Here is a 21,868-nt window from a genome sequence, read left to right on the forward strand (position 1 = left end):
TGCACAACCGCCCGCGGCACCAACCTATTCCCTGAAGACCCCGCTAACTTGTTTTATCTTCTTAAAATGTGCTCAGCACCCTACCCTTTTTAGCTGGTGGGGGCAGTATTGTTAGAGCAGATATCACTTTTCTCAAGGAGTTCTTATGGCCGGTGGTTTGGCTGCCCTTTTAGATGACGTTGCAGCACTGGTGCGCCTGACTGCAGCGAGCGTAGATGACATTGCCGCTGCCGCTGGTCGGGCCAGTGCTAAAGCAGCAGGTGTGGTAGTGGACGACGCCGCAGTAACCCCCCGCTACGTTGAAGGTCTCTCCCCCGCTCGCGAGGTGCCCATCATCAAAAAAATTGCGATGGGTTCACTGCGTAACAAGCTGCTCTTCATCCTGCCGGCTGCGCTTTTGCTGAGCCAGTTTGTGCCCTGGATGCTAACCCCGCTTTTGATGCTGGGCGGCACCTACCTTTGCTTTGAGGGTGCCGAGAAGGTCATCGAAGTGCTCTCCAAGAAAGATCACCAGAAGAAGAGCCCCGCTATTAAGCAAGGCCCTGACGCTGAGAAGCAGGTGGTGTCTGGGGCGGTGCGCACCGACTTCATTCTTTCCGCCGAAATCATGGTGATTGCACTCAACGAGGTAGCCGCAGAGGGCTTTGTGTCGCGTGCCATCATTCTGGCTGTGGTAGGCGTAGGCATCACTGTGCTGGTTTACGGCGCGGTGGCGCTGCTGGTCAAGATGGACGATATTGGGCTTGCGATGGCAAAGCGCGAATCCGCCGGTGCCCAAAAGTTTGGCATGGGGCTGGTTAAGGCTATGCCCATCGTGATGAACTTTATTTCTGTCGTTGGTATCTTCGCTATGCTCTGGGTAGGTGGGCACATTATTCTGGTCGGCCTGGATGAGCTAGGCTGGCACGCCCCCTATGCCTTCGTACACCACATGGAGCACTACGGCGCTGTGGTTCCTACCATCGGTGGGGTACTGGCGTGGTGCATTAACACCTTCTTCTCCATGGTGCTGGGCCTGGTGTGGGGTAGCGTTATCGCTGGCATCATGCATTTCCTTCCTTTTGGTCACGGCAAGGGCCACGAAGAAGACCACGGGAATGACCATGATGTTGAAACTGACCAGCAGGAGGTAGCCGCCCCCACCGGTGAGCACGGCGGGTCTATAAAAGCCTAAACTTTCTGCGCAAGCCCCGGTGGTTCAGTAATATTCGCTGAACCACCGGGGCTTTGCTCTATCCAGCTACTGTGACCCGTTCCATGCGCATAGTGAAGATGGGCATGCTATAGTTACTCAAGGTTCAACCCCGGCATGGTTGCCGGTGAGCCAAGACCACTGACGTGGCTTTAGGGTTGCCCCGCATCGCTCATACGCGAGGGGCGCTCTCATCTATGAATTTCTCAGCTCAGCACTTTGGCACTGACGAGCACAGAGAAAATACTTCATCACCCGCACCCTACGGTGCGCCCCTGCTTTCGTGCACTTTCGTATGAAAGCAGGTTTAGCTACGTCCCCTCTGCCCGTACTCGGGCATCATAGGGCTCTAGCCCTATCAGAAGACTAAGAAGGTAAAGAAGAAATGACTTACGCATCCATTAAAAATATTGAAACCGCACTAATGCGCGAGCTGACTGTTCAAGAGGCTCGGTACGCCCCGGCACTGCTAGCTCAGGCCGAACAGCTGATTAGTGATCGTGTACCTAGCCTGGATAATCTCTGCGCTTCAGACACTGATTTTGCTGCTACCGTGGCGCAGATTCAGGGTGAAGCCGTTGCCCGCGTCTACCGCGCTCACCGTGTGGGTGAAGGCACCGGCAGCTACCGTATGAACATTGAGATGGCAGCGCAGATTCTCTACATTAGCGAGGACGAAGCCGCCCGCCTGCGTCGCAATAGCGGCTTCTCAGCCCGCGACAGCTTCCTGCAGCTGAGCATGATGGCACAGGCTCCCGCCCGTGAGTTCATCGGCGCATAGTCCGCAATAAGCCAACTAGCCTGCTAGTTGGCTGGGGTGAGTGATTAGCCCAAATACTCGTGTGGTCTAAAAAGATAATTCAAAACTGGCACTATTTTTAGACCAGTTATCTGGGGCACAGTAGAATCCATGACTGAAAACCAGACCACCGAAACCACCGGCTCACCCCTGCTCAAGACCGGGCTAGCTGACATGCTCAAAGGCGGCGTCATCATGGACGTCGTCACCCCCGAACAAGCAAAAATTGCTGAGGACGCAGGCGCCGTCGCCGTCATGGCACTAGAACGAGTGCCTGCAGACATCCGTGCCCAGGGCGGTGTCGCACGCATGAGTGACCCCGACATGATTGAAGGCATCATCGATGCCGTCTCCATCCCCGTCATGGCTAAAGCCCGCATCGGCCACTTTGTTGAAGCCCAAATCCTGCAGCACCTGGGTGTGGACTACATCGACGAATCTGAGGTGCTCTCACCTGCTGACTACGTCAACCACATCGACAAGCAGGGCTTCACCGTGCCCTTTGTCTGCGGCGCTACCAACCTGGGCGAAGCCCTGCGCCGCATTACCGAGGGTGCCGCCATGATCCGCTCCAAGGGCGAAGCTGGCACCGGCGACGTTTCAGAAGCCACCAAGCACATCCGCACCATCAAAACCCAGATCGCCGAGCTGCAGGCTCTGCACACTACCGCGCCAGACCTGCTCTACGTCAAGGCTAAAGAGCTGGCCGCTCCCTACCAGCTGGTTCAAGAAGTAGCGCGCACCGGCAAACTGCCCGTGGTGCTCTTTACCGCTGGCGGCGTCGCTACTCCCGCGGACGCTGCCATGATGATGCAGCTGGGCGCTGACGGCGTCTTTGTGGGTTCCGGTATTTTCAAGTCCGGCAACCCCGAGGCACGTGCCAAAGCAATCGTCAAGGCAACCGCTTTCTACGATGAGCCTGCTGTGGTGGCTGAAGCCTCCCGCGGTTTGGGCGAAGCAATGGTGGGCATCAATGTTTCCGACCTGCCTGCGCCCCACCGCCTAGCAGAGCGCGGCTGGTAACCGGCAAAAGTTCTCGGCATCTCAGTAAGACACGAGCGGCGGTTTGCCGGTGAGCACCCTTAAACGCCTGCCCCGAGCCAGCTCATCGTCATACCATCGCCTGCGTCCACCAGTAAAAAACCCCGGAATCATGTTTCCCCAACTTTTTGTAATTACAAGAGGAAGGCGCCTATGAGCCACCTACCCGGAACCGGTAAAACCGTAGGGATTCTAGCCCTGCAGGGTGGAGTTGCCGAGCACGCAACTCTCTTGGAAAGTCTGGGAGCGCAGGTTCGGTTAGTTAAAAAGCCTGAGCAGATAGAGGGTCTGGACGCCCTGGTTCTACCCGGCGGCGAATCCACCGTTCTTGACCGTCTCACCCGTCTCTTTGGGCTGCGTCAGCCCCTGATGGACGCCATAAACGGCGGATTACCCACTCTGGGCACCTGCGCCGGGCTAATTATGCTGGCTGACCGGGTGGAAGACCCGGTAGCAGGCCAGCAAACCCTTGGGTGCCTGGGCGTGACGGTTCGACGCAATGCTTTTGGCCCGCAGGTCAATTCTGCCGAAACCACTCTTGACTGGGGTAACCAGGGGAACCAGGTGGGCGTCCGTGCGGCCTTTATTCGCGCACCGTTGATGGTGCAGGCGAGCGCTGGGGTGGACGTGTTGGCCCGCTACCGCGGAGAAATTGTGGGTGTTCAGCAGGGCAAGATCATCGGCATTTCTTTCCACCCCGAGCTGACCGGCGACACCACGGTGCACCGGCACCTGCTGAGTTTGACCTAAACAGTGCCGTACCTGCAACAAAAGAAAGTTGTTGCACTTATTTTACTGAGCGTTAATGAACTGCGCGAGCTGGAACTCGCTCTGGGGTTTACTGGCACTGAATAAGTAAATACAACCGTTATGAATAAACCTCGTCGCTCATGGAAGATACGCTCTCTTCTATGAGCGACGATGTTTATAAGGTAGCAAGAGATGCCAACTTACTCCTCAGCAAAACACTGCGGGACCGGGTGCTCATGCCCTGCTATTGATGTTATCAATCAGGTATTTACTTCACAGAGCATCCTGGATGAGTCCGGCTATCACTGGCGCTGGTCTAGTGTGGCATTCTGCTCTAGAAGCTAGACCCGCCGCCACCGCCGCTGAAGCCACCGCCGCCCCCAAAGGATGAACCGGAGCTAAACCCGCTCCCACCGGTTTCATCACTACCGCTACTGGGCGCGACGTTACTACCTGAATAGAGCAGAGGAGCTACCATATAGAAGTGCCAGAAGACCGGCGGTAGCCAGCAGAAGCAGTGCAGGTTTGCGAGCGGTCATAATTTCCATCTTTTTAGCCGTCATTGGCAAGCGGTTATATCCACCCTACCCAAGCAGTAGACTCACTACCTCCATCGAGCGGAGGATATTAGAGGGGTAGGTGCGCCCTAGAAAGTGCTGACGCCGCTTGCCTCCTGGGCACGGTAGGCAAAGTTTTGCAGGACGCCGCGGAGCCCGGTAGACGCCGGGTGTACCGCATAGTCAACGGTAAAGAGGGCAGGGGCACCGGCGTCATTGGTCCAGATTATCTGCCACATGGCCGCGAACTCCTCGGCAAGGGGGGAGCTTTCTGGCACCTGCACCCGCAGGCTGGTTTCCAGGTTAAAGCCGCTCACGTTGCGGCGGGTAAAGTTCCCTGACCCGGCAAGGATCTGGCACTGTGCCGGGGTGAAAACTGCCAGGTACTTGGGGTGGAACTGCTCGCCGTGGGTCTCGTACCAGCGCACCTCTACCCCGGCCTTCACCAGTTCAGCTGCCACCGGCTTACCCGGTAACCCGGTTTTCCTACGCCCAAAGGCGTCGATGTTCTGGTCCAGAATGACCTGCACCTGCGCACCGCGGGCAGCAGCACCCTTGAGGGCAGAGATAATGCTGCGTTCAGAAAGGTAGAACATCCCCAGGAGCACCCGGTCACCGGAACCGGCGCCCGCCAGCATCTTCAAGGCAGCATCACGAATACCTGTCTCAGTCACCAGCTGAACCTGCGCGCTGCCTGCCGCGGCGGCGTCCTCACCTATCTCAGAATCGAGTGCTAGCCAAGAGGCGAAACGCTCAAAGACCGCAGGCTCTCCGCCAGAGAGCCGATACACCGCAGCTTCACTTGCCACTAGATCAGCTAGTACCGGGCCGGTGCCCCAGAACCCCAGGTTGTTGTTAGGGGCAGAAGCATCGTGCGGGTTAGCTGAGCTGACCACCGCTTCGCGCTCGCTGATAGCCACCTTGCGGTGATTTGCCTTAAAATTCAGCAGGCGCAGGTAAGAGCCCAGGCTCACCTTGGGAGCAGAAGGAGCGAGTGGATTAGGTAGAACGCCGGGCGGCTCCGGCAAGTGCCGCAGATAGGTGCGGTAGAAGCTGGAGTAGAGGGGGTGAGAGTCGCGCAGCGGCTCAAGGTTAGTTTCCACCACCTGCACCCCGGCGGCACGCAGAGCCTCAAAATGAGGCTGGGGCGTGCTGCCGTAGAAAGTGTTCATGGGGTCGGTGATAAGCACTATCGCAACATTTGGCGCGTCCGCTCGCTTAGCCAGGAGGGCGTCGGTCAGCCGCTGGGCTAGAGCGGGGTAGGTGCCGGCAGGCTGGCTGTAATCGGCGTTGAAGAGGAATATGTCCAGCACCAGGAAGCGTTCGGCTCGGTCAATGAGCTGCTCCACGGCGTCAAAAATCTGCTGGTCAGAGATGCTTTGCCCATCAGCTCGGTAGGTGAGATCAGCCAGAAGGCGCACCTGCCCCGAGTGGACGCGCCCACTGACATTCAGACCGGCGGGTAGGGCACGGCGGGCGGCAGCGACCCCCACCAGTACTGGGGCAGCAAGAAGTGTGGCTGTTGTGAGCTTGGCGATAGGGTGCATAAACCCAATCTATCGGTTAACTCCTGATTTGGTGCACCGTATGTTTGCTTGGCTGGGCCCTAGGAGTACTCCGGTCACCCTAAAACCACCCGTACCCCGCTTGCAGATTTTCCTTACATGTGTAAACTTTACAAACGTAAGGAAAATCTAGGTAGAAGAAACGCATGACCACCGACCCCCGCCCCGCACGCTCCCGCAGCGCCCTCATCCACGCCATCACCGACGTTCTCACACAGCAAACTCCTGACGCCATCAACATCACAGACATTGTTAAGGCCGCTGGCGTCAGTCGCCCCACCTTCTACCAGCACTTCCCAGACACCACGGCACTCACCCGCGCCGCCGCACTTGAAAAGCTGAAAGCAACCTTCGCTGCTATTGACGCACAAAATCTCACCCCCGAGGCTGAGGGCTTCACCAACCGGTTCACCACCGCTCTCCTCCTCGAGTTACGTGACGATGCCACCTTCTGCCGCAACGTACTCAAAACCGCGGGTGACTCCGCCCTCATGAGCGAACTCATCAGCTTTCTCAGCACCCGCCTGCTCAACCACTCCCCCTTTGCAGCCGGGGTGCGGCCCAAGGCCACAGAACACGAAAGTTACGCCGAGTTTATTGCTGCTGGCATAAGCTGGTCGGCAATGCGCTGGCTGTGCACGGACTTCACCGGAAATAACACCCCCGAGGCTATGGCAGAACGGCTCACCGCCATGGTCCGCGCAGCAGCCTACTAAACCAGCAGAGCCGAACCTACCTGCCACAAGATTTTAAAAGCCGAAAGAAGATTTAAGATGTCGTCACGCCGAGCTAAAAAACCGCAGCTCAACGACCGCTTTAGCGTTATGAAGTACCTCGTACTACTAGCGGTCATCATCATCCCTTCCCTCTACGCAGGGGGATTGACCTGGGCTAACTATGATCCCACGGGCAGGATTGATACTGTGCCTGCTGCCATCGTCAACGAGGATCAGCCTGCGCAACCATCAGGGGGTGATCAGCTCAATCTGGGGGCAGACATCACCGATGAGCTACTGAGCAACACCAGCACCAGCAATTTCAACTGGCGGGTGATGGAGGCGGACACAGCCAGCAAGGCACTTGAGGACGGTGAAATCATGGCAGTTTTGACTATCCCCTCAGATTTCTCTGCCAACGTAGTTTCCGTTTCAGACAACGATCCAGCGGCGGCCCGCAAGGCACAGTTAGATATCGCCACCAATGATGGGTCTAATCTTATCGCTGGCAATATCGCCAACGTTCTGGGCACCTCGGTGGCTGACCGCCTCAAAGAGCAGGTTACGGATGAGTACCTGCAAAACATCTACGCCGGTTTCACGACCCTGCACGATTCTCTGGGTGAAGCTGCCGACGGCGCGAGTCAGCTGACCGACGGCGCTACCAGCGCCAAAGACGGCAGTGACGAGCTGGTTCTGGGCCTGAATGACCTCAAGAGCGGCGCCGATTCGCTGGCATCCGGCTCTAGCGACCTTGCCGCTGGCGCTGCCAGCGCTCGTGATGGTGCCGGTTCACTGGCGCAGGGTGCGGGTTCTTTGGCGACCGGCGCAAACGATGTGAATAACGGCGCCGGCGCCCTAGACGATGGCAGCAGCAAGGTAGCTGAAGGTGCCAGCAGTCTCAATGACGGTGCAGGTCAACTCTCAGAAGGCGCAACCAGCGCTAAGGAGGGCGCGGGTGCTCTCTCCACCGGAGCTACCTCGGTGAATGAGGGCGCGAGCGCTCTGTCCACCGGAGCTACCTCGGTGAATGAGGGCGCGGGTTCTTTGGCGACCGGCTTAGATCAACTTAATACCGAGGTTTCTGGGCTACCCGCCCAGGCCGATGCGCTGGCTGCTGGCACGCAATCGCTGGCTGATGGCGCCGCGGGCCTTGTCACCGGCGCACAGGATCTGGAAGAGGGTGCCGGGCAAGTTTCTGAGGGAGCTTCTGCCCTATCTGAAGGTTCTGTTGCAGCTCTTGAAGGTGCACAGCAGCTGGACGCTGGTGCTGTGGCTCTGCGTGATGGCACGGGAGTCTTGGCGGAAGGTGCAGACAAGGTTTCCACCGGTGCTCAGACTCTGATTGATAACTGGGCTCTACTAACTGACGAACAGAAGCTGGCTGCCGTTCAGGAACTTAAAGTGGGAGCTGACGCGGTCAGCACCGGCGCCAGCACATCCAACGCGGGTGCAAGCACCCTAGCCGAGGGCACCACTGCCCTTGTGGGTGACCAAAACGGTGGTCTCACCAAACTTTCTGCTGGGGCAGGCACCCTAGCGACCGGGGCGTCGTCCCTAGCCACCGGAGCAACCACGCTCTCTGACGGGGCCGACACCCTATCAGCTGGCGCCACCGAACTGAAGGATAAGGCAGCCGCCCTCCCGGAGGGTATGAGCACCCTGGCAGATGCTGTCTCCCAGGCTTCCGATGGGGCGGACGCTCTAGCGCAGGGAACCGAGAAGCTAGCGGGCGGTGCCACCGGCCTCTCTGAAGGTACGGACAAACTGGCAAGCGGCGCGTCCGATCTTGCCACCGGCACTGACACTCTGGCTGCTGGCGCATCTGACCTGGCGGCAGGCACGGGAACCCTGGCAGCGGGGGCATCTGATGTATCAGCAGGTGCTACCGCCCTGCACGATGGCACCGGCAAGCTGGCAAGCGGCGCAGGTGATCTCTCATCAGGTGCCGGCACCCTGGCAGATGGAACCAGCGAACTGGCCTCCGGGGCGCAGACTCTTGCAGACGGTGCGGGGCAGCTCAATACCGGCGCAAGCAGTGCGGTGGACGGCGCGAGCTCACTTTCCGTTGGCTTGGGAGATTTGAAGGAGGGCAACCAGAAGCTCTCCACCTCCCTGGGTGAAGCAGTAGATGAGGTTCCCGCCTTTAGTACCGAGCAGGCGCAGCAGCTAAGTAACGTGACCTCCAACCCGGTCACACTAGAGAAGTCCCGCCTAAATGAGGTAGCTACCTACGGTCACGGTCTGGCCCCCTATTTCATGCCACTGGGTATGTGGGTGGGTGCGATTGCCTACTTCATGATGTACCCGGCGATCTCCCGCAAGTTCGCCCGCAGCGGTCACTCCGGCCTCGCCACCTTGCTGGGCGCGCTCATTCCGGTGGGCGTCATGGGTGCGATCCAAGGCCTCGTGGTTGCTCTGGTCCTGCACTTCCTGGTGGACATCAACATGGTCTCTTTCTGGGGCATTGCCGCTTTCTCTATGCTGACCTCCATCACCTTCATGACCATCAACCAGGCGCTCATCGCCCTGCTGGACGCCCCGGGCAGGTTCATCGCGCTCATTCTGACGGTTCTGCAGGTGGGGGCATCGGGCGGCACCTACCCCATCGAAACGGCCCCAGCCTTCCTACGTGCTGTTCACCCCTGGCTACCACTCACCCACTCCCTGGAAGGCCTGCGTTCCCTCATTGCCGGTGGAACCCTGGGCATTGCTAGCGGGGTGCTCTGGCTACTGGGCTGGACGCTGATTGCCGTTGCGGGCACTGCCTTCAGCATCTGGGTGCGCCACCGCCGCGAAGAACGTGCTGAAGCAGCCCTAGCAGCGGCACGGCAGGCGCAGGCGGTCTAGCAAGGCAGCTTTTGGGCGGATGGAAGAGGGCTCATTCACCCAACCAAATCGTGGATGAGCCCAGAGCGCCGCCCAAATCTGCGGGGCACGGATAAACTTGGTGAAGACCACCAGCCCCCGCAGAAAGTTGACCATGGGTTTCTTTGACTCCGCGCTCGCTCCCGCTGCTGCCCTTCAGCCCCTCACCGCTGAAAGGTTGCAGCAGGCACTGACCCGCCTTGAGGTGAATTGCGATGAGGAAGGCGGCAACCTTATTGCCCAATTTGAGCAGGGATACTTCTTCTTTCTGCTGATGGGCAAGGGACAGTTGCTCAATATTCGCGGCACCTGGCGCGGCTCTCTACCCGTCGATAAGCTACCAGCAGCTAGTGCTTTTGCTGAGAGTTGGAACCGTGAAATGGTGCTGCCTAAAACCTACCCAACTGTTTTTGAGCAAGATAGCCAGCAGCTGGTCATCATGATGGCAGAGACTAACCACCCCACCGGTGCAGGGCTGACCGATGAGCAGCTGGATGAGCTACTGAGCACCGGTATTTCAGCCGGACTTAACGTTTTTGAGGCACTGAATCAGAACCTGAGTGAGGCATAAATGGCACAGCGTTTTAAGGTCGATTTAGGTGGCCTGGTTGAATTGCTCTCTAAGAACCTCTACTCGGGCCCGCAGGTTTACTTGCGCGAGGTTTTACAGAACGGGGTAGACGCTATCACCGCCCGCACCGCCCTTGACCCGGACGCTCCTGCCCGCGTCCGTTTGGAGCCTTGGGCTGACGGTGGCGGTATCACCATTACCGATACCGGTATTGGCTTGACCGCCGCCCAGGCGGAAGAATTTTTGGCGACCATTGGGCGCACCTCCAAGCGTGATGAGGTACTGGGGGAGGGCCGCGCCGAATACTTGGGACAGTTCGGTATTGGTTTGCTGGCCTGTTTCTTGATTGCTGACGCCGTTGAGGTGACCTCCCGCAGTGCCACACCAGGGGAAGCTCCGGTGCGCTGGGTAGGCCTGGCTGATGGCACTTTTGAAGTGCAGACTCTCGCCGATACTGAAGTTGAAATCGGCACCACGATCTCGCTCAAGGCACGGGCGGACGCAACCCATTGGGTTGCTGAGGAAACTGTGGTGACGTTGGCGAGTGACTACGGGGATATGCTGCCCCTGGAGGTTTCTGTGCGGGTAAACGCTGGCGGTCAGCGAGTCTGGCGCCGCATTTCGCGCACCAGGCTGCCCTGGGCAGTGGCTGTGGAGAAAAGCACTGAGGGCACAGAGCATGGCAGCACCGCGCCCAACGCCCATGAAACCGCTATGGCACTCACCAACTACGCCGAGGCGTCCCTGGGCTTCACTCCCCTAGCCACCATTCCCCTGAATGTTCCGGCAACCGGCACCACCGGCGTCGCCTATGTTCTGCCGCAGGCGGTATCCCCCGGCTCTGGGCGCCACCGTGTCTATGTGAAGCAGATGCTGGTCAGCGGCCGAGAGGACACCCTGCTACCTGACTGGGCATTTTTCGTGCGGGCGGTGCTGAATTCTGAGAGCCTGACCCCCACGGCATCCCGAGAGCAGCTCCGTGAGGACGAGGTGCTTTTGCTGACCCGGGAGGCTATCGGCGAGCAGCTTAAAAGCTGGATTACCGCTACGCTTACCGAGCCCTCCCCCGTGCAGGCCCGCCTACTGGAAACCCACCACCTGGCGCTGCGTGCTGTAGCGCTGGCTAGCGACGATATGCTGGATGTGGTGGCCCAGGCTCTGCCTTTTGAAACTACCCAGGGCTTTACCACTCTGGCTGAGGTTGCTCGTGAGGGCGGGGCAGTCCGCTTCACCCCCACCACCGAGGGCTACCGCCGTATCGCCCCAGTGGCGCGCGCCCAGGGTCTCTGGGTGGTCAATGGTGGCTACGTCTATGACGCCGATATTCTTGCCAAGCTGGCGCACCGCCCTGGCTGGGAGGTCACCGAAATGACTGCCGGTGAACTGACCCAGACCCTTGAAGGGGTGGGCATCGACCGTGAATTTGAGGTCATGGCCGCCCTAGAGCGCGCCAAGGCTCTATTGGCTGAACAGGACTGCGACGTGCAGCTACGCAGTTTTGCCCCGGCGGACGTACCCGCCGTGCTCCTGCGTGATGCTGAGGCTGAACGCCGCAGGGCTATCAGCCAGGAAAACGAAGCTGCCGGGGACGTCTGGGGCGGATTGCTGGGGTCCTTTACTGACCCATCAGACAGTAAACCCAGCCGCACGCTGATGCTCAATGACACTAACGACAGCGTCCGCCGCTTGCTGGCCCAGCCGCACCATACATCCTTTGAAGCGGGCATGAACACCCTTTATCTCTCGGCGCTAATGCTGGCCGGTGAGGGACTGGGATCGCGGGAAACCGGGTTGCTCAGTGACAGTCTGAGCCAGTTGCTGGCCGCTGCCCTGCGCACCGAAAACTAGGGGGCATCATGTGGTCACTTGAAGAAGCAAACCTAAAAATCGCCCGTCTGCGGGAGATGCCCTACGGCACCGGCCGCACCGCAGCTGCTGAATTCATCGCCCGTACCATTGAAAACGAGGGGCCGGAGCAAAAGTTGCCCGAAGCCCTGCTTGAGCTGGTTGAAGCCTACGTTTTTGGGACCCCCAACCCCGCGTCCTTCGCCACCTTTTCTCAGCTGCTGCGCCTCTGGGACACCCACCCCGAATACTTCAGCGAGCATGATGGCCGCACCCTTTTTTGGCAGTTCAAGTGGGTGACCGGAGACCTTGCCGCCTGGCCGCAAATCTCCCAGCAACAGGCCCGTGGCCTACTGGATGAGATGCGCCAACGCTACACTCTGGCTGGGTTTAGCACCGCCGCGGTGGACCGCGCCGAGTACATGTGGGCAGGGCACCTGGGGCTGGACGAAGAGGCCGAACGCTGGCGGGCTATCTGGTTGGCACACGGTGAGGACGAGATGGATTGCGGTTCCTGCAAAATCGGCGGCACCCTGCGTGAGTATGTGGTGGCCGGGGAATTTGAGCAGGCAGTTGCTCTGGGTGCGCCTACCGAAGATTTGTGCAACAGGGAACCCGCCAATTCCCACCGCCAGCTTGCCCTGGCTTATCTGCACCTGGGCGATGGTGAAGCGGCGGGGCGACAGCTGGCTCGTGCGCAGGCGACCAGCGGGGGGCACTACGACCCCGATGATCTGGGTATGGAGTTTGAGATTTTGGCACGCGGCGGTCAGCTTCATGCCGCATTGGATTTACTGGCGGCTCACGGCCAGCGGGCACTGCAGTTAGAGGGAGATCCCGGCGATAACCGCGGCTTTTTGCGCTACCTGGTGGCAGGTTTGGCCTGGACAGTTGAAGAACAACGCCAGTTACCCACCCACCTGCACCAAGCTGACACCCTGGGCGAGCTGTATGACTGGGCGGTTCAACAGTCCGTTCCGTTGGCTCACGCTTTTGATGAGCGAGCAGGCAACCGCCGCTTTACCGAGTCCTTAGAGGCAGCCCAGCAGGAGCCCAGACTAGCTGACCTGGTAGTGGTGAGTGAAAAAAACACCGGGCTGAACTTATCCACCGGCACCCGGGCACACGGTGCGGCGCAACCCGTTGCTGACCAGAGGGGGGCGGCTTCTATAAAGCACGACGGGGACACCGACCCCTACGTCACTGCCGATGGCTTTCTTGCCGCGGGTGATCTAGTGCAGGCTGCCCACTGGTACGAACGTGCCGGGGAAGCACGAGAAGAAGCCGGTCAGCTGATGGAAGCTGGTATCGCTTTTGCTGATGCCGCGCAGAGCCTGGCTCAGCTACTGGAACGCCCGCGAGCGTTCGAGCTCTTTGAGCGCGCTTGGGAGCTACTACTTGCCGGGGGCGCCCCAGCGCGCTTACTCCTGGCGGTACTGGCCGCCCGCGGGCAGATGGCTGAGCTACTGGGGCAGTATGAGGGGCTGGAAGCGGCAGTTCTGGCTGCACGCGCCCGGGCGGAAGCTGAGCACAATCAGCTAGAACAGGCGGACGCTGAACCCTGGCAAGTAGGAGCAGCAGCTGCGCTGGTCACCCATGCTGATGACCTTTTGGCTAGACTATATGCCGCAGAGGGAAAGTATTATGATGCCGCACAACTTGCTGGTGAGGTGGCTAAGACCTATGAGCAAGCGGGGCAGAGTGCCCGCTGCGGCGCCGCGCTACTGCTGGCTGGTCAGTGCGCTAGGGACGCCGGGCAGAGCACCCAGGCTGCGAAGTTTTTGGAGGGCGCCGTGGCAGCTCTTGATGCGGCCCAGTGCAAGGAGTCTAAGGCTAAGGCTCTGAACCTGCTGATTGAGATGCTTAATAAGACCGGGCAAACCCACCGCGTCCAAGACCTGCTGGACGGGTTACTCTAGGCTGATCCCTATTCGCAGAAATTAATTACACATCAATCACCAGTAAAAAAACTTCCGGTTTTTACCTTTTTAATGAGAATATGAAAGGACGCCCCCAACAGACATTCGCCCCAAGGAGTAGCTTGTGCACCACCAGCCAGAACCCCTCTTCACAGTAGAAAATTCACCGAAGTCAACCTCTCTTCTGCGCGGAGATGCAGCGCTGAACCAACTCTCTGAGCTTGGTATAGAACTGGAAGTTCTCAAGCAAGCCCTAATGAGTGGCCATAACGGGGCAGCGCAGGTCACCGCCGTCCACCCCAAAACCGCTGCAGGCACCTATCGTTGGTATGAAACCGTGGCCGCACTGAGAAACTCCCTTATCCAAGAAGGCTGGAAGCAAACTGATCACAGAAACGCTCCCCGAATCATGCACCCAGAACTTAATGTTTCCATCATGGTTGCCACTGGAAACGAAAAAACAGGGACTAAAGATACGCCTTCTAACGCTACTGCAAAGGGGGTAATGACTCAGCGAGATGTTTGGAATAACAGCGACTCCGAACAGCAGGTCATCCAAGAAGTAGTAGAAACGATTGAGTCCCAAACACCTGCCACTTGGGTCCTACTTTACTTCTACAGCCAAAAATTCAACCATATTCGAGCTGAGCTATCACTCGCTAGCGCAATGGATGATCGTGGTTTCATTACAAAATGGGAGGAACGTCTTATCCTTCCGGTGATGGACCTGTCAGGCGAGGATGAACTTCTTGATATACAGTCTGATGATGTCCCTGAGGATATTATTTTCGAGATAGGCAATGAACAAGCAAGCTAACACGATTGACCCCACCAGAGTCCAAGTTGCTCGAGAAATTTCTGGTCTCACTAAGGTGGAATTGGCCGCATTTTTAGGAGTCACCCCGCGCACCATCAACACATTCGAAAACGAAGGTGCCCCTGATAAGCACCGGGAAGCTCTAGCCACAGCAACAGGACGCCCTACCGGGTTTTTTAGCGACGAGTCCTTTGAGCGTATCGATATTGAGAATGTCCTTTTCCGAGCAGCAAAGAAGGTCCCTCAAAAAGCTAAAAATGGAAGTACTTCTCTGGGCGCTGTGGGTTTACAGTTTTATGCTCAACTTGTAGCCCCTTATTCTTTGCCAGCAGTTGACGTACCTACTGTAGATAGCAGTAGACCTGAGGCTGCGGCTCAGCGTATCCGCACCGCGTGGTCGCTTCGTGAAGATCCATTACCTAATATGATTCAGCTTTTTGAGTCTCGGGGTATACGGGTGCTGTCATTGCCGAAGTCTATTCAGAAGCTGGATGCTTTTAGTTACTGGTACACCGACGGTAAGCCCTATATTTTTTTGAACACAAGCAAGACTGCGGAGCGAGTGCGTTTTGATCTGGCACATGAGCTGGGTCATCTTGTTATGCATGCACGGGGGGCCACTGAGGGTGCTGATTTAGAGAAGGAAGCAGACCGCTTTGCGGCGGAGTTTTTGATGCCTTCACGCGCAATTAACCGTGATATGCCTGCTTACGCTGATGTTTCCACAGTATTGAAGCTAAAAAAGAAATATCGTGTGTCTGCAATGGCGATGAATTATCGTGGCGGGGAGCTTGGGATTCTGAAAGAGTGGGGGCTACGTCAAAACTATGCAGAACTGGCTAAACGCGGTTTCCGCTTAGGGGAACCGGGAGGCTTGCCCCTGGATCGTTCGCGTGTGATTCCTTTTGTAGTTTCGCAGATGCGAGAAAAAGGTCAGAGCATGGCCCAACTAGCTGCCGAAGTGGGGGTGACAATGCAGGACGTGAACGGTTTCTTATTCGGCGAAGTTCTGGCACCTGTCAGCGCCTCAAAGCAGGACGATGTGCAAGGTTCCTCTGACTATCAGATACCGGTTCTTTCAGTAGTCCGTTAGACCAACCAAGCGCACCGCGTCCAAGACCTACTGGACGAGTTGTTGCGCCAAGACGGCAACAATGAGCCTTACATCCCCACAAATAATCTCAAGCCAGATGAGAAGAACCGTTACCACGATAAGAAGGGCACAATGAAATAGAAACAAGGGTCCACTAACACCGTCTTTTGGATTATGCTTACCCTCCTCGCAGTCATCTTTGTTGTTGTATCCTACGTTCAAGAAAGCTATAAAAGCGATGCTCTTTATATCGCTTTTATTATCACTCTTTCCGCCCTTGCTTTTGTTGGCTTCCGAAGCGCACGGAAAGAACAGTAGAGGTTAACCAACCCCATCCATACCAACTAGACAAGGACCTCGCCATGCAACTGCAGGGCGCCGAAAGGGTACACGTACACCATGCTGAATGAGCTAAACCCCATCCCCTTCAAAGCGAGGGTGAAAGAGTTTGCCTACGACTACCTGGTGATCCTTGCTTACTTAGTGCTGCTCTTCGGGGTGACTATGACCGTTTACCTGCTGTTCCTGGGTGGAGTTCCCCAGATGAGCGAACTGCAGTCTCAGCTGGTTGCCCTGGTTACCTCTGTGATTCCGATTGTCCTAATTTTTACCTATCTGGACTACGCACAAGGCGGTAGTTTCGGCAAGAAAAAGGCTGGCCTCAAACTGGCCTACCGCCATAAGTCAGTGAAAAGTAGCCTGCTAAGGAACATCGTCAAGTTCCTACCCTGGCAGCTGGGGCACATGAGTACGATCCACGGTATCTACACGGATTATGACCTGCTGGCTGTTGGGCTCTCATGCGTCAGCATTACATTAGCTGCCCTACTTCTCTTGATGACACTGTTGCGGAAGGATAAAAGACACCTAGGTGACCTATTGGCAGGCACCCAGGTTCAAGTTCAATAGAATCTAAGGATTTAATACTTGTCCAGCCCCCAACGAACGTCTACGCTCAGAGCAAGGCTCCCAGAAAAGTGGTTTGTAGTGATTTATCCTCAATTTCCACCCTCCGATGGGACCGTTATCTAGTTAGTGCGTATGAGGTGTGCGCCTACTTTTAAATAAGTCTCAAGGGGTGATTGACATAGAAACATTCAATGCACAGGATTATTTTCTTTTTTACGACATTATGAGCAAGTCACGAGACGGGATACTTCCACTCAACTTTGACGAAGACACAGAAGAAACTAATCTCGTATATGCGTTAGTGGACGCGGGGTACGTCAAAGCACAGGTACGTGCAAATGGAAAAATCGCGTCTGCATTTCTGACCATAAGCGGACGGGCATTTCACCGCCAAGTGCGTCGGTGGGTTGAACGGGACGGGCGCAAAGGAAAAGTGCAGCTAAAAGTCTTTGAGGACGCTGCGAACAACAGGGGTATAACGCTTGAAAAACTGCTTGATACCGAGATAGACGGGCAAGCAATCTCGGCTGCAGAAATACTTGAAGCGTTAGATGAACTCGAAGAATGCAATGCTATCTATATCCCCAAAGGCGGTAGGGGAGTTAAAGAGCACGGGCTACCCCTCCAAACCAGAATCCGTGAGGGGTGGATAACGCGCATGGAAAAGGGCGAACCGCCAGCATGGGATCACCTAAACTCTAGAATCGGGGGCACCTACAATACCGTGGATAATTCACAACATAACACCGCAAATATCAGCGGCAACCCACAAAACGTTCAAACATCATTTGGGCATAACTCGGTCCAAAACCAAACGAACTACACCCTCAACGCAGACTCTTCGCGAAAGGTCCAAGAATATTTCACTAACTTACGAGAACTACTTCAGGAAGCGGGGCTGGAACAATCACAGCTTGCGGTGCTTGAGGAAGAAACTAGAAATGCTGAGGCTGAGATCTTAGCGGCAGAATCCGTCGAAGCAAGGCAAGGTATTGCCAGTATATTTGTAGCGAAAACTCTTTCTGCTGCAGTAACTGCCATAGGCACAGAAGCAGGAAACAGGGCTATTGAAATGCTTAGCGAACTACCGCAGTTTCTAGGTTCTCTACCTATGTAAGAATCCGCCAAAGGCAGAATGGGAGCCAAGCATTTTGCTTGGTTCCCATTCTGCGTTTTACAGTATTTTCTTTGTCTTATCTAGGGCCTTATGTATGAGCTGAACTGCTCTAACATGGTCTGCTGTAAAGTCCCGCACCAACGGCTACTACGAGGGTGCTTCTGCGACACTGACGGCAACCAGACCGGAATCACCGCTTAGCTCTAGCGGATCCACACTCCGCTGCGCGCCCGCCACCACAGGGTCAGAGCGCGGGCACCCATGTACCAGAGGGCGTAGGCGCACCAGAGCAGCAGGTAAGCCAGGGTGGCAAGCTGAACTTGTGCCCCGGCACCCTGCCCAGCGAACCAAAGATGCAGACCCACCAGCACGGGAGTGTAAACCGCCAGGGTGCACAGGGCAGCTATCCCCAGGTAACGCACATCGGCGGCACCGATCAGCACGCCGTCCATAATAAAGACGTAGGCAGCCAGCGGCTGCCCCACCCCCAGCACCAGCAGGGAGAGGGCAAAGAGACGCTGAACCTCAGGGTCCGGGGTAAAGATCCAGGCCAGACCAAAACCAAGCGCCGGGCAGATGAGCGCGGTGAGCAGACCAAAGCCCAGACTCCACCGCACCAGGCGGTTTTTCAACTGCACCACAGCGCTCCTACCCGCAGGGGTCGCAAGGTTCTGAGCGCCCATCTCCTTACCCAGAAGCGCCTGAGCGGCAATCGCCAGAGCATCCAGGGCAAAGGCCAACAGGTTAAAGAAGCTCAAAGTCAGCTGGTAGGCGGCAAGGTTAGCCGGCCCCTGGGCGGTCACCACAAAAACAGTTGCCAGCAGGGCGATGCGCATCGACACTGCCCGTAGCATCAGCCATGACCCCACCTTAAAAACAGCCGCCAGGCCGGGGCCATCAGGTGCAAAACCTACCGCATAGGTGCGTACGCCCACCACCACGCGAGCAGAAAGCAGCAGTGCCATACCCCACTGCACAGCTGCGGTAGCGATAGCAGACCCGGCAACACCCAGCCCCACCGGGTAGACCAAGGCCCAGCTGAGCACCACGTTAACCGCAGCGCCGCCGGTGGCAACATAGAGAGGTGTTTTAGTGTCTTGAAAACCGCGCAAAGCGCCGGTTGCAGCCAAAACCAGTAGCATGCCAGGTAGCCCCACCAGCGAGGGCAAGAGGTAGGCAAGCCCGTAGGTCAGCACATCCCCCTGGGCGCCCAGGGCTGTGAGGACGCCGCGCGCACCCACCGCGAGCCCTGCGGCTATTAGAACACCCAAACCCAGCGCCACCCAAAGACCGTTACGGGCAGCGCGATAGGCACCCGACGCATCTCCAGCACCGAAAGCGCGGGCTACGGCCGGAGTGGTGGAGTATGCAAGAAAAATCATCAGCCCCACCACAGTATGGGCCACAGTAGAGCCCAGTGTCAGCCCAGCCAGCTGCAGACTGCCCAAATGACCCACAATGGCAGAGTCTGCCAAAACCAGCAACGGCTCAGCGATTAGGGCACCAAAAGCGGGAACCGCCAGCGCAAGGATCTGGCGGTTCAAACTGGGGCGTGGTTCCGGTGTCTTAGACATTAGGCGCGTTTCATAATGTAGGTTTTTCTGCCGGCAAATTCATCGGTAGAGGCGATTGCAAAACCCTCTTTTTCGTAAAAACGAATGGCTCGGGCATTAGTAGTGAGCACTTCAAGCTCAGCCGGGCCATCCGTAAGGACGCCCTTCATGAGTGCCTGTGCCACACCCGTACCAAAGGCCTCCGGCAAGAGGTAAAGGATCTCTAGTTTCTGTGTTTCGTAGGGCATGCAGGTAGCAAAAGCTAGCCCTAGGAGGGAACCAACCTCTGGCATGTCCAGGGAGGTGCCTCCATCGGTTCTTGCTGCCACTAGCGCTTTACGGCGCTGCCCCAGTTGGTTCTGCACATCCTGGGCCGTATTGGGAGTTGATGCGAGCCATTCTGCAAAGGCTGCTGCCCGCACGGGCACCTGGGCCTCTTGCTGGGCAAAAGTATCGGCAGTAAAGTCATGGGCATAGGCCTTGCGCCAGGACACAATGCGCAGTTTCTCCCAGGCTAAAGCCTCATCTTCCCGCGGGGCGCGAACTTCAAAATCCATAATCTTCCCTTAGCGCCACCTCAAATGTGCTAGCGAGGTCTAATCCAGTGGCGCACAGAAAAATCATACAGCGCTAAGACGTAGATGATAGATAAAATCCTGCCCCAGCACGCCGGTTGTTAACTCAAATGTGCGGGTTCCCACTTTAATGAAGCCCATTTTTTCGTAAAATGCCTGCGCACGGTAGTTCTCTTGGTGGGTTCCAAGATGAATACCGTCGTAGCCAGCAGATTGAGCATCTTCTACCAGTTGCCCCATCAGCATCCCCGAAATGCCCACTCCTCGGGCGCCTGCCCCCACATAGAACTTACTGAGATAAGCCGCATTGCCAGCAACCTCGACCGGCTGAGGCTGCGCCGTATCTATCGCCGAGTAGGCAATGATTTGCCCCTCCGTATCAAGCACAAGATTAACCGTATATACCCCGCTGGCAATAGCTTGCTCTAGCACCTCTTCACTCAGGTTCTCAGCGATAAAAGCTTCAACAGCCTCACGGGGCACCACGGCAGGGGCTGCGTCTGGGAAATTCTCGCCAGCAAAAACCGAGAGAGCTGCAGCGTCCGCCGGGGTAGCAGCGCGGAGGGTAAAACTCATGGGGAGGCTATTCTTTCTCGTAACCGCGCAAGCGGTTCAGAGCGCGGCGTTCGTCCTTAGTGGGTCTGCCCGAACCTCGTTCACGGCGTGGCATAACCCCGGAGCTCAGGTAGGCGGGTTTGGGTCCAGAGATATCCTCATAGCAAGTCACTGCCACCGGTGCACCCACTCGCTTGGCCAGGGTTTTCTTGACCACGAAGGTGCGCTCCCACCCCGGGTAGCGCACCTTGACCACGTCCCCTGGCTTTACCTTTTGGGAGGGCTTGGGGTGGGAATCATTGAGCCGCACGTGCCCCGCCTTAACCTCATCGGACGCCAGCCCGCGGGTCTTGAAGATGCGCACAGCCCAGAGCCAGGCGTCAATCCGCACGGGAGCCTGAGGTAACTGGGTGCTGGCATCTGGGTGAGTCATGCTCTCAAGGTTACCTAAAACAGGTGCCTAGATTGAAGTCAGCGTAGAGCTTAGACCACGCCGGTGGCACCCAGTAGGGATCCCACCGCGAAGGTCACTACCAGAGCCAGCGCACCGCCAATCACCACGCGAGTTGCAGCACGAATGTAGTGCGGGGAGCCTCCCCACTTGGCGCCCAGGGCACCCGTAATAGCAAGGGCAACCAGCACACCGGCGAAGGTTGCAGGGATACGAATTGATACTGGCAGGAGGAGGATGAGCAGGGTGGGTAGAAGCGCGCCCACCAGGAAGGCACCGGCCGAAGCGAAGGCTGCGGTCCAGGGCGAGACGCTTTCTTCTTCGTCAAGACCTAACTCAAAGTGGAGGTGGGTACCCAGAGCATCCTTCTCGGTCATGTCAATAGCCGCTTTGCGGGCAGTATCGGGGGCGATGCCGCGGTCCATGAGAATCTGAGTCAGTTCGTCCAACTCTTCTTCAGGCATGTCGCGGAGTTCAGCTTTTTCTTTAGCAACCAGTGCCTTTTGGCTGTCCACCTGGGAGGATACTGAGACATATTCCCCCAGCGCCATAGAAATAGCGCCGCCTACCACGGCAGCAGCAGCCGCAAGCCCAATGGTGGGTGTTGAGGTGGTAGCACCTGCTACACCAACCACGGTGGCGGCTACAGAAACGATGCCGTCATTGGCGCCCAGGACGGCGGCACGCAGGCGGTTGAGTTTCTCCTGATAGGTGCCCATGTCATGAGCTTCTGAGACGTGCGGGGTGAATTCTTGTGTGGTCATACGTCGACTGTACTCTGGCGTCCTACCAGCTTCTAGCAAGTGCACAGTCATCACCCATTCGGTAGCTCTTAACCACCGAGTTAGTAAGGGCAAACTATCCTTGCCACCAGTGCCACCAAAGGAGCCAAATGCGCTACTTTTTACGCATACCCGCATAGATGAGGGGTTTCGCTACCTCAACCAAAAGGTAGACCGCCAACCCTCACCGAAT

The 21,868-nt window shown here is 57.2% G+C and carries 19 protein-coding genes; 13 read left to right on the forward strand and 6 right to left on the reverse strand.

The annotated features are described in order from the left end of the window. The first annotated feature begins 145 nt into the window (after window positions 1–145). The 4 genes from M3668_RS08550 to pdxT all read left to right on the forward strand — a co-directional run bounded on the left by M3668_RS08550 (window position 146) and on the right by pdxT (window position 3,782). Complete coding sequence (locus M3668_RS08550) at window positions 146–1,174, forward strand: DUF808 domain-containing protein (protein WP_251380418.1); 1,029 nt, start codon at window positions 146–148, stop codon at window positions 1,172–1,174. Window positions 1,175–1,577: 403 nt separating this feature from the next. Further along, window positions 1,578–1,973 carry a Gp19/Gp15/Gp42 family protein gene (locus M3668_RS08555; protein WP_251380419.1) on the forward strand — a complete coding sequence of 132 codons (396 nt, stop codon included), beginning with the start codon at window positions 1,578–1,580 and terminating at the stop codon, window positions 1,971–1,973. Between the two features lie 129 nt (window positions 1,974–2,102). Beyond that, the gene (pdxS, locus tag M3668_RS08560) at window positions 2,103–3,014 is read left to right on the forward strand and encodes a pyridoxal 5'-phosphate synthase lyase subunit PdxS (protein ID WP_251380420.1); all 912 of its coding nucleotides are present in this window, start codon (window positions 2,103–2,105) and stop codon (window positions 3,012–3,014) included. 171 nt (window positions 3,015–3,185) lie between these two features. Continuing rightward, window positions 3,186–3,782 (forward strand): pyridoxal 5'-phosphate synthase glutaminase subunit PdxT, encoded by a 597-nt coding sequence (pdxT, locus tag M3668_RS08565; protein ID WP_251380421.1) that lies wholly within the window; start codon window positions 3,186–3,188, stop codon window positions 3,780–3,782. A gap of 646 nt (window positions 3,783–4,428) precedes the next feature. Here the strand turns inward: pdxT and M3668_RS08570 are convergent. Then, complete coding sequence (locus M3668_RS08570) at window positions 4,429–5,886, reverse strand: phospholipase D-like domain-containing protein (protein WP_251380422.1); 1,458 nt, start codon at window positions 5,884–5,886, stop codon at window positions 4,429–4,431. A 164-nt stretch (window positions 5,887–6,050) separates the two neighbouring features. Between M3668_RS08570 and M3668_RS08575 the strand changes: the two genes are divergently transcribed. The 9 genes from M3668_RS08575 to M3668_RS08615 all read left to right on the forward strand — a co-directional run bounded on the left by M3668_RS08575 (window position 6,051) and on the right by M3668_RS08615 (window position 17,759). Then, window positions 6,051–6,620 (forward strand): TetR/AcrR family transcriptional regulator, encoded by a 570-nt coding sequence (locus M3668_RS08575; RefSeq protein WP_251380423.1) that lies wholly within the window; start codon window positions 6,051–6,053, stop codon window positions 6,618–6,620. A gap of 57 nt (window positions 6,621–6,677) precedes the next feature. After that, complete coding sequence (locus M3668_RS08580; protein ID WP_251380424.1) at window positions 6,678–9,470, forward strand: YhgE/Pip domain-containing protein; 2,793 nt, start codon at window positions 6,678–6,680, stop codon at window positions 9,468–9,470. 100 nt (window positions 9,471–9,570) lie between these two features. Beyond that, a complete protein-coding gene (locus tag M3668_RS08585; protein ID WP_251380425.1) occupies window positions 9,571–10,059 on the forward strand; it encodes a type III secretion system chaperone family protein in 489 nt (162 codons plus the stop codon). Beyond that, window positions 10,060–11,907 carry an HSP90 family protein gene (locus M3668_RS08590; protein WP_251380426.1) on the forward strand — a complete coding sequence of 616 codons (1,848 nt, stop codon included), beginning with the start codon at window positions 10,060–10,062 and terminating at the stop codon, window positions 11,905–11,907. Between the two features lie 8 nt (window positions 11,908–11,915). Next, window positions 11,916–13,823, forward strand: a complete 1,908-nt coding sequence (locus M3668_RS08595) for a hypothetical protein (RefSeq protein ID WP_251380427.1) — start codon at window positions 11,916–11,918, stop codon at window positions 13,821–13,823. Between the two features lie 124 nt (window positions 13,824–13,947). Then, window positions 13,948–14,640 carry a hypothetical protein gene (locus tag M3668_RS08600; protein WP_251380428.1) on the forward strand — a complete coding sequence of 231 codons (693 nt, stop codon included), beginning with the start codon at window positions 13,948–13,950 and terminating at the stop codon, window positions 14,638–14,640. Next, window positions 14,624–15,733, forward strand: a complete 1,110-nt coding sequence (locus M3668_RS08605) for an XRE family transcriptional regulator (protein ID WP_251380429.1) — start codon at window positions 14,624–14,626, stop codon at window positions 15,731–15,733. The genes M3668_RS08600 and M3668_RS08605 overlap by 17 nt, the downstream gene beginning before the upstream one ends. A gap of 399 nt (window positions 15,734–16,132) precedes the next feature. Beyond that, window positions 16,133–16,642 carry an RDD family protein gene (locus tag M3668_RS08610; RefSeq protein ID WP_251380430.1) on the forward strand — a complete coding sequence of 170 codons (510 nt, stop codon included), beginning with the start codon at window positions 16,133–16,135 and terminating at the stop codon, window positions 16,640–16,642. Between the two features lie 169 nt (window positions 16,643–16,811). After that, entirely contained in the window at window positions 16,812–17,759 is a 948-nt protein-coding gene (locus M3668_RS08615; protein ID WP_251380431.1) for a hypothetical protein, read from the forward strand. 203 nt (window positions 17,760–17,962) lie between these two features. Here M3668_RS08615 and M3668_RS08620 read toward each other — a convergent pair whose 3' ends face one another. The 5 genes from M3668_RS08620 to M3668_RS08640 form a co-directional block, all read right to left on the reverse strand. Then, window positions 17,963–19,333, reverse strand: a complete 1,371-nt coding sequence (locus tag M3668_RS08620; RefSeq protein WP_251380432.1) for an MATE family efflux transporter — start codon at window positions 19,331–19,333, stop codon at window positions 17,963–17,965. Next, entirely contained in the window at window positions 19,333–19,869 is a 537-nt protein-coding gene (locus M3668_RS08625; RefSeq protein ID WP_251380433.1) for a GNAT family N-acetyltransferase, read from the reverse strand. The genes M3668_RS08620 and M3668_RS08625 overlap by 1 nt, the downstream gene beginning before the upstream one ends. Before the next feature lie 63 nt (window positions 19,870–19,932). Continuing rightward, entirely contained in the window at window positions 19,933–20,463 is a 531-nt protein-coding gene (locus M3668_RS08630) for a GNAT family N-acetyltransferase (protein ID WP_251380434.1), read from the reverse strand. 7 nt (window positions 20,464–20,470) lie between these two features. Then, window positions 20,471–20,875: an RNA-binding S4 domain-containing protein gene (locus M3668_RS08635; RefSeq protein WP_251380435.1), complete on the reverse strand. Its 405-nt coding sequence runs from the start codon at window positions 20,873–20,875 to the stop codon at window positions 20,471–20,473. Between the two features lie 50 nt (window positions 20,876–20,925). After that, complete coding sequence (locus M3668_RS08640) at window positions 20,926–21,657, reverse strand: VIT1/CCC1 transporter family protein (protein WP_251380436.1); 732 nt, start codon at window positions 21,655–21,657, stop codon at window positions 20,926–20,928. Window positions 21,658–21,868 lie beyond the last annotated feature (211 nt).

This window comes from Rothia sp. P100, assembly GCF_023712425.1.
GTDB classification, from domain to species: domain Bacteria; phylum Actinomycetota; class Actinomycetes; order Actinomycetales; family Micrococcaceae; genus Rothia; species Rothia endophytica.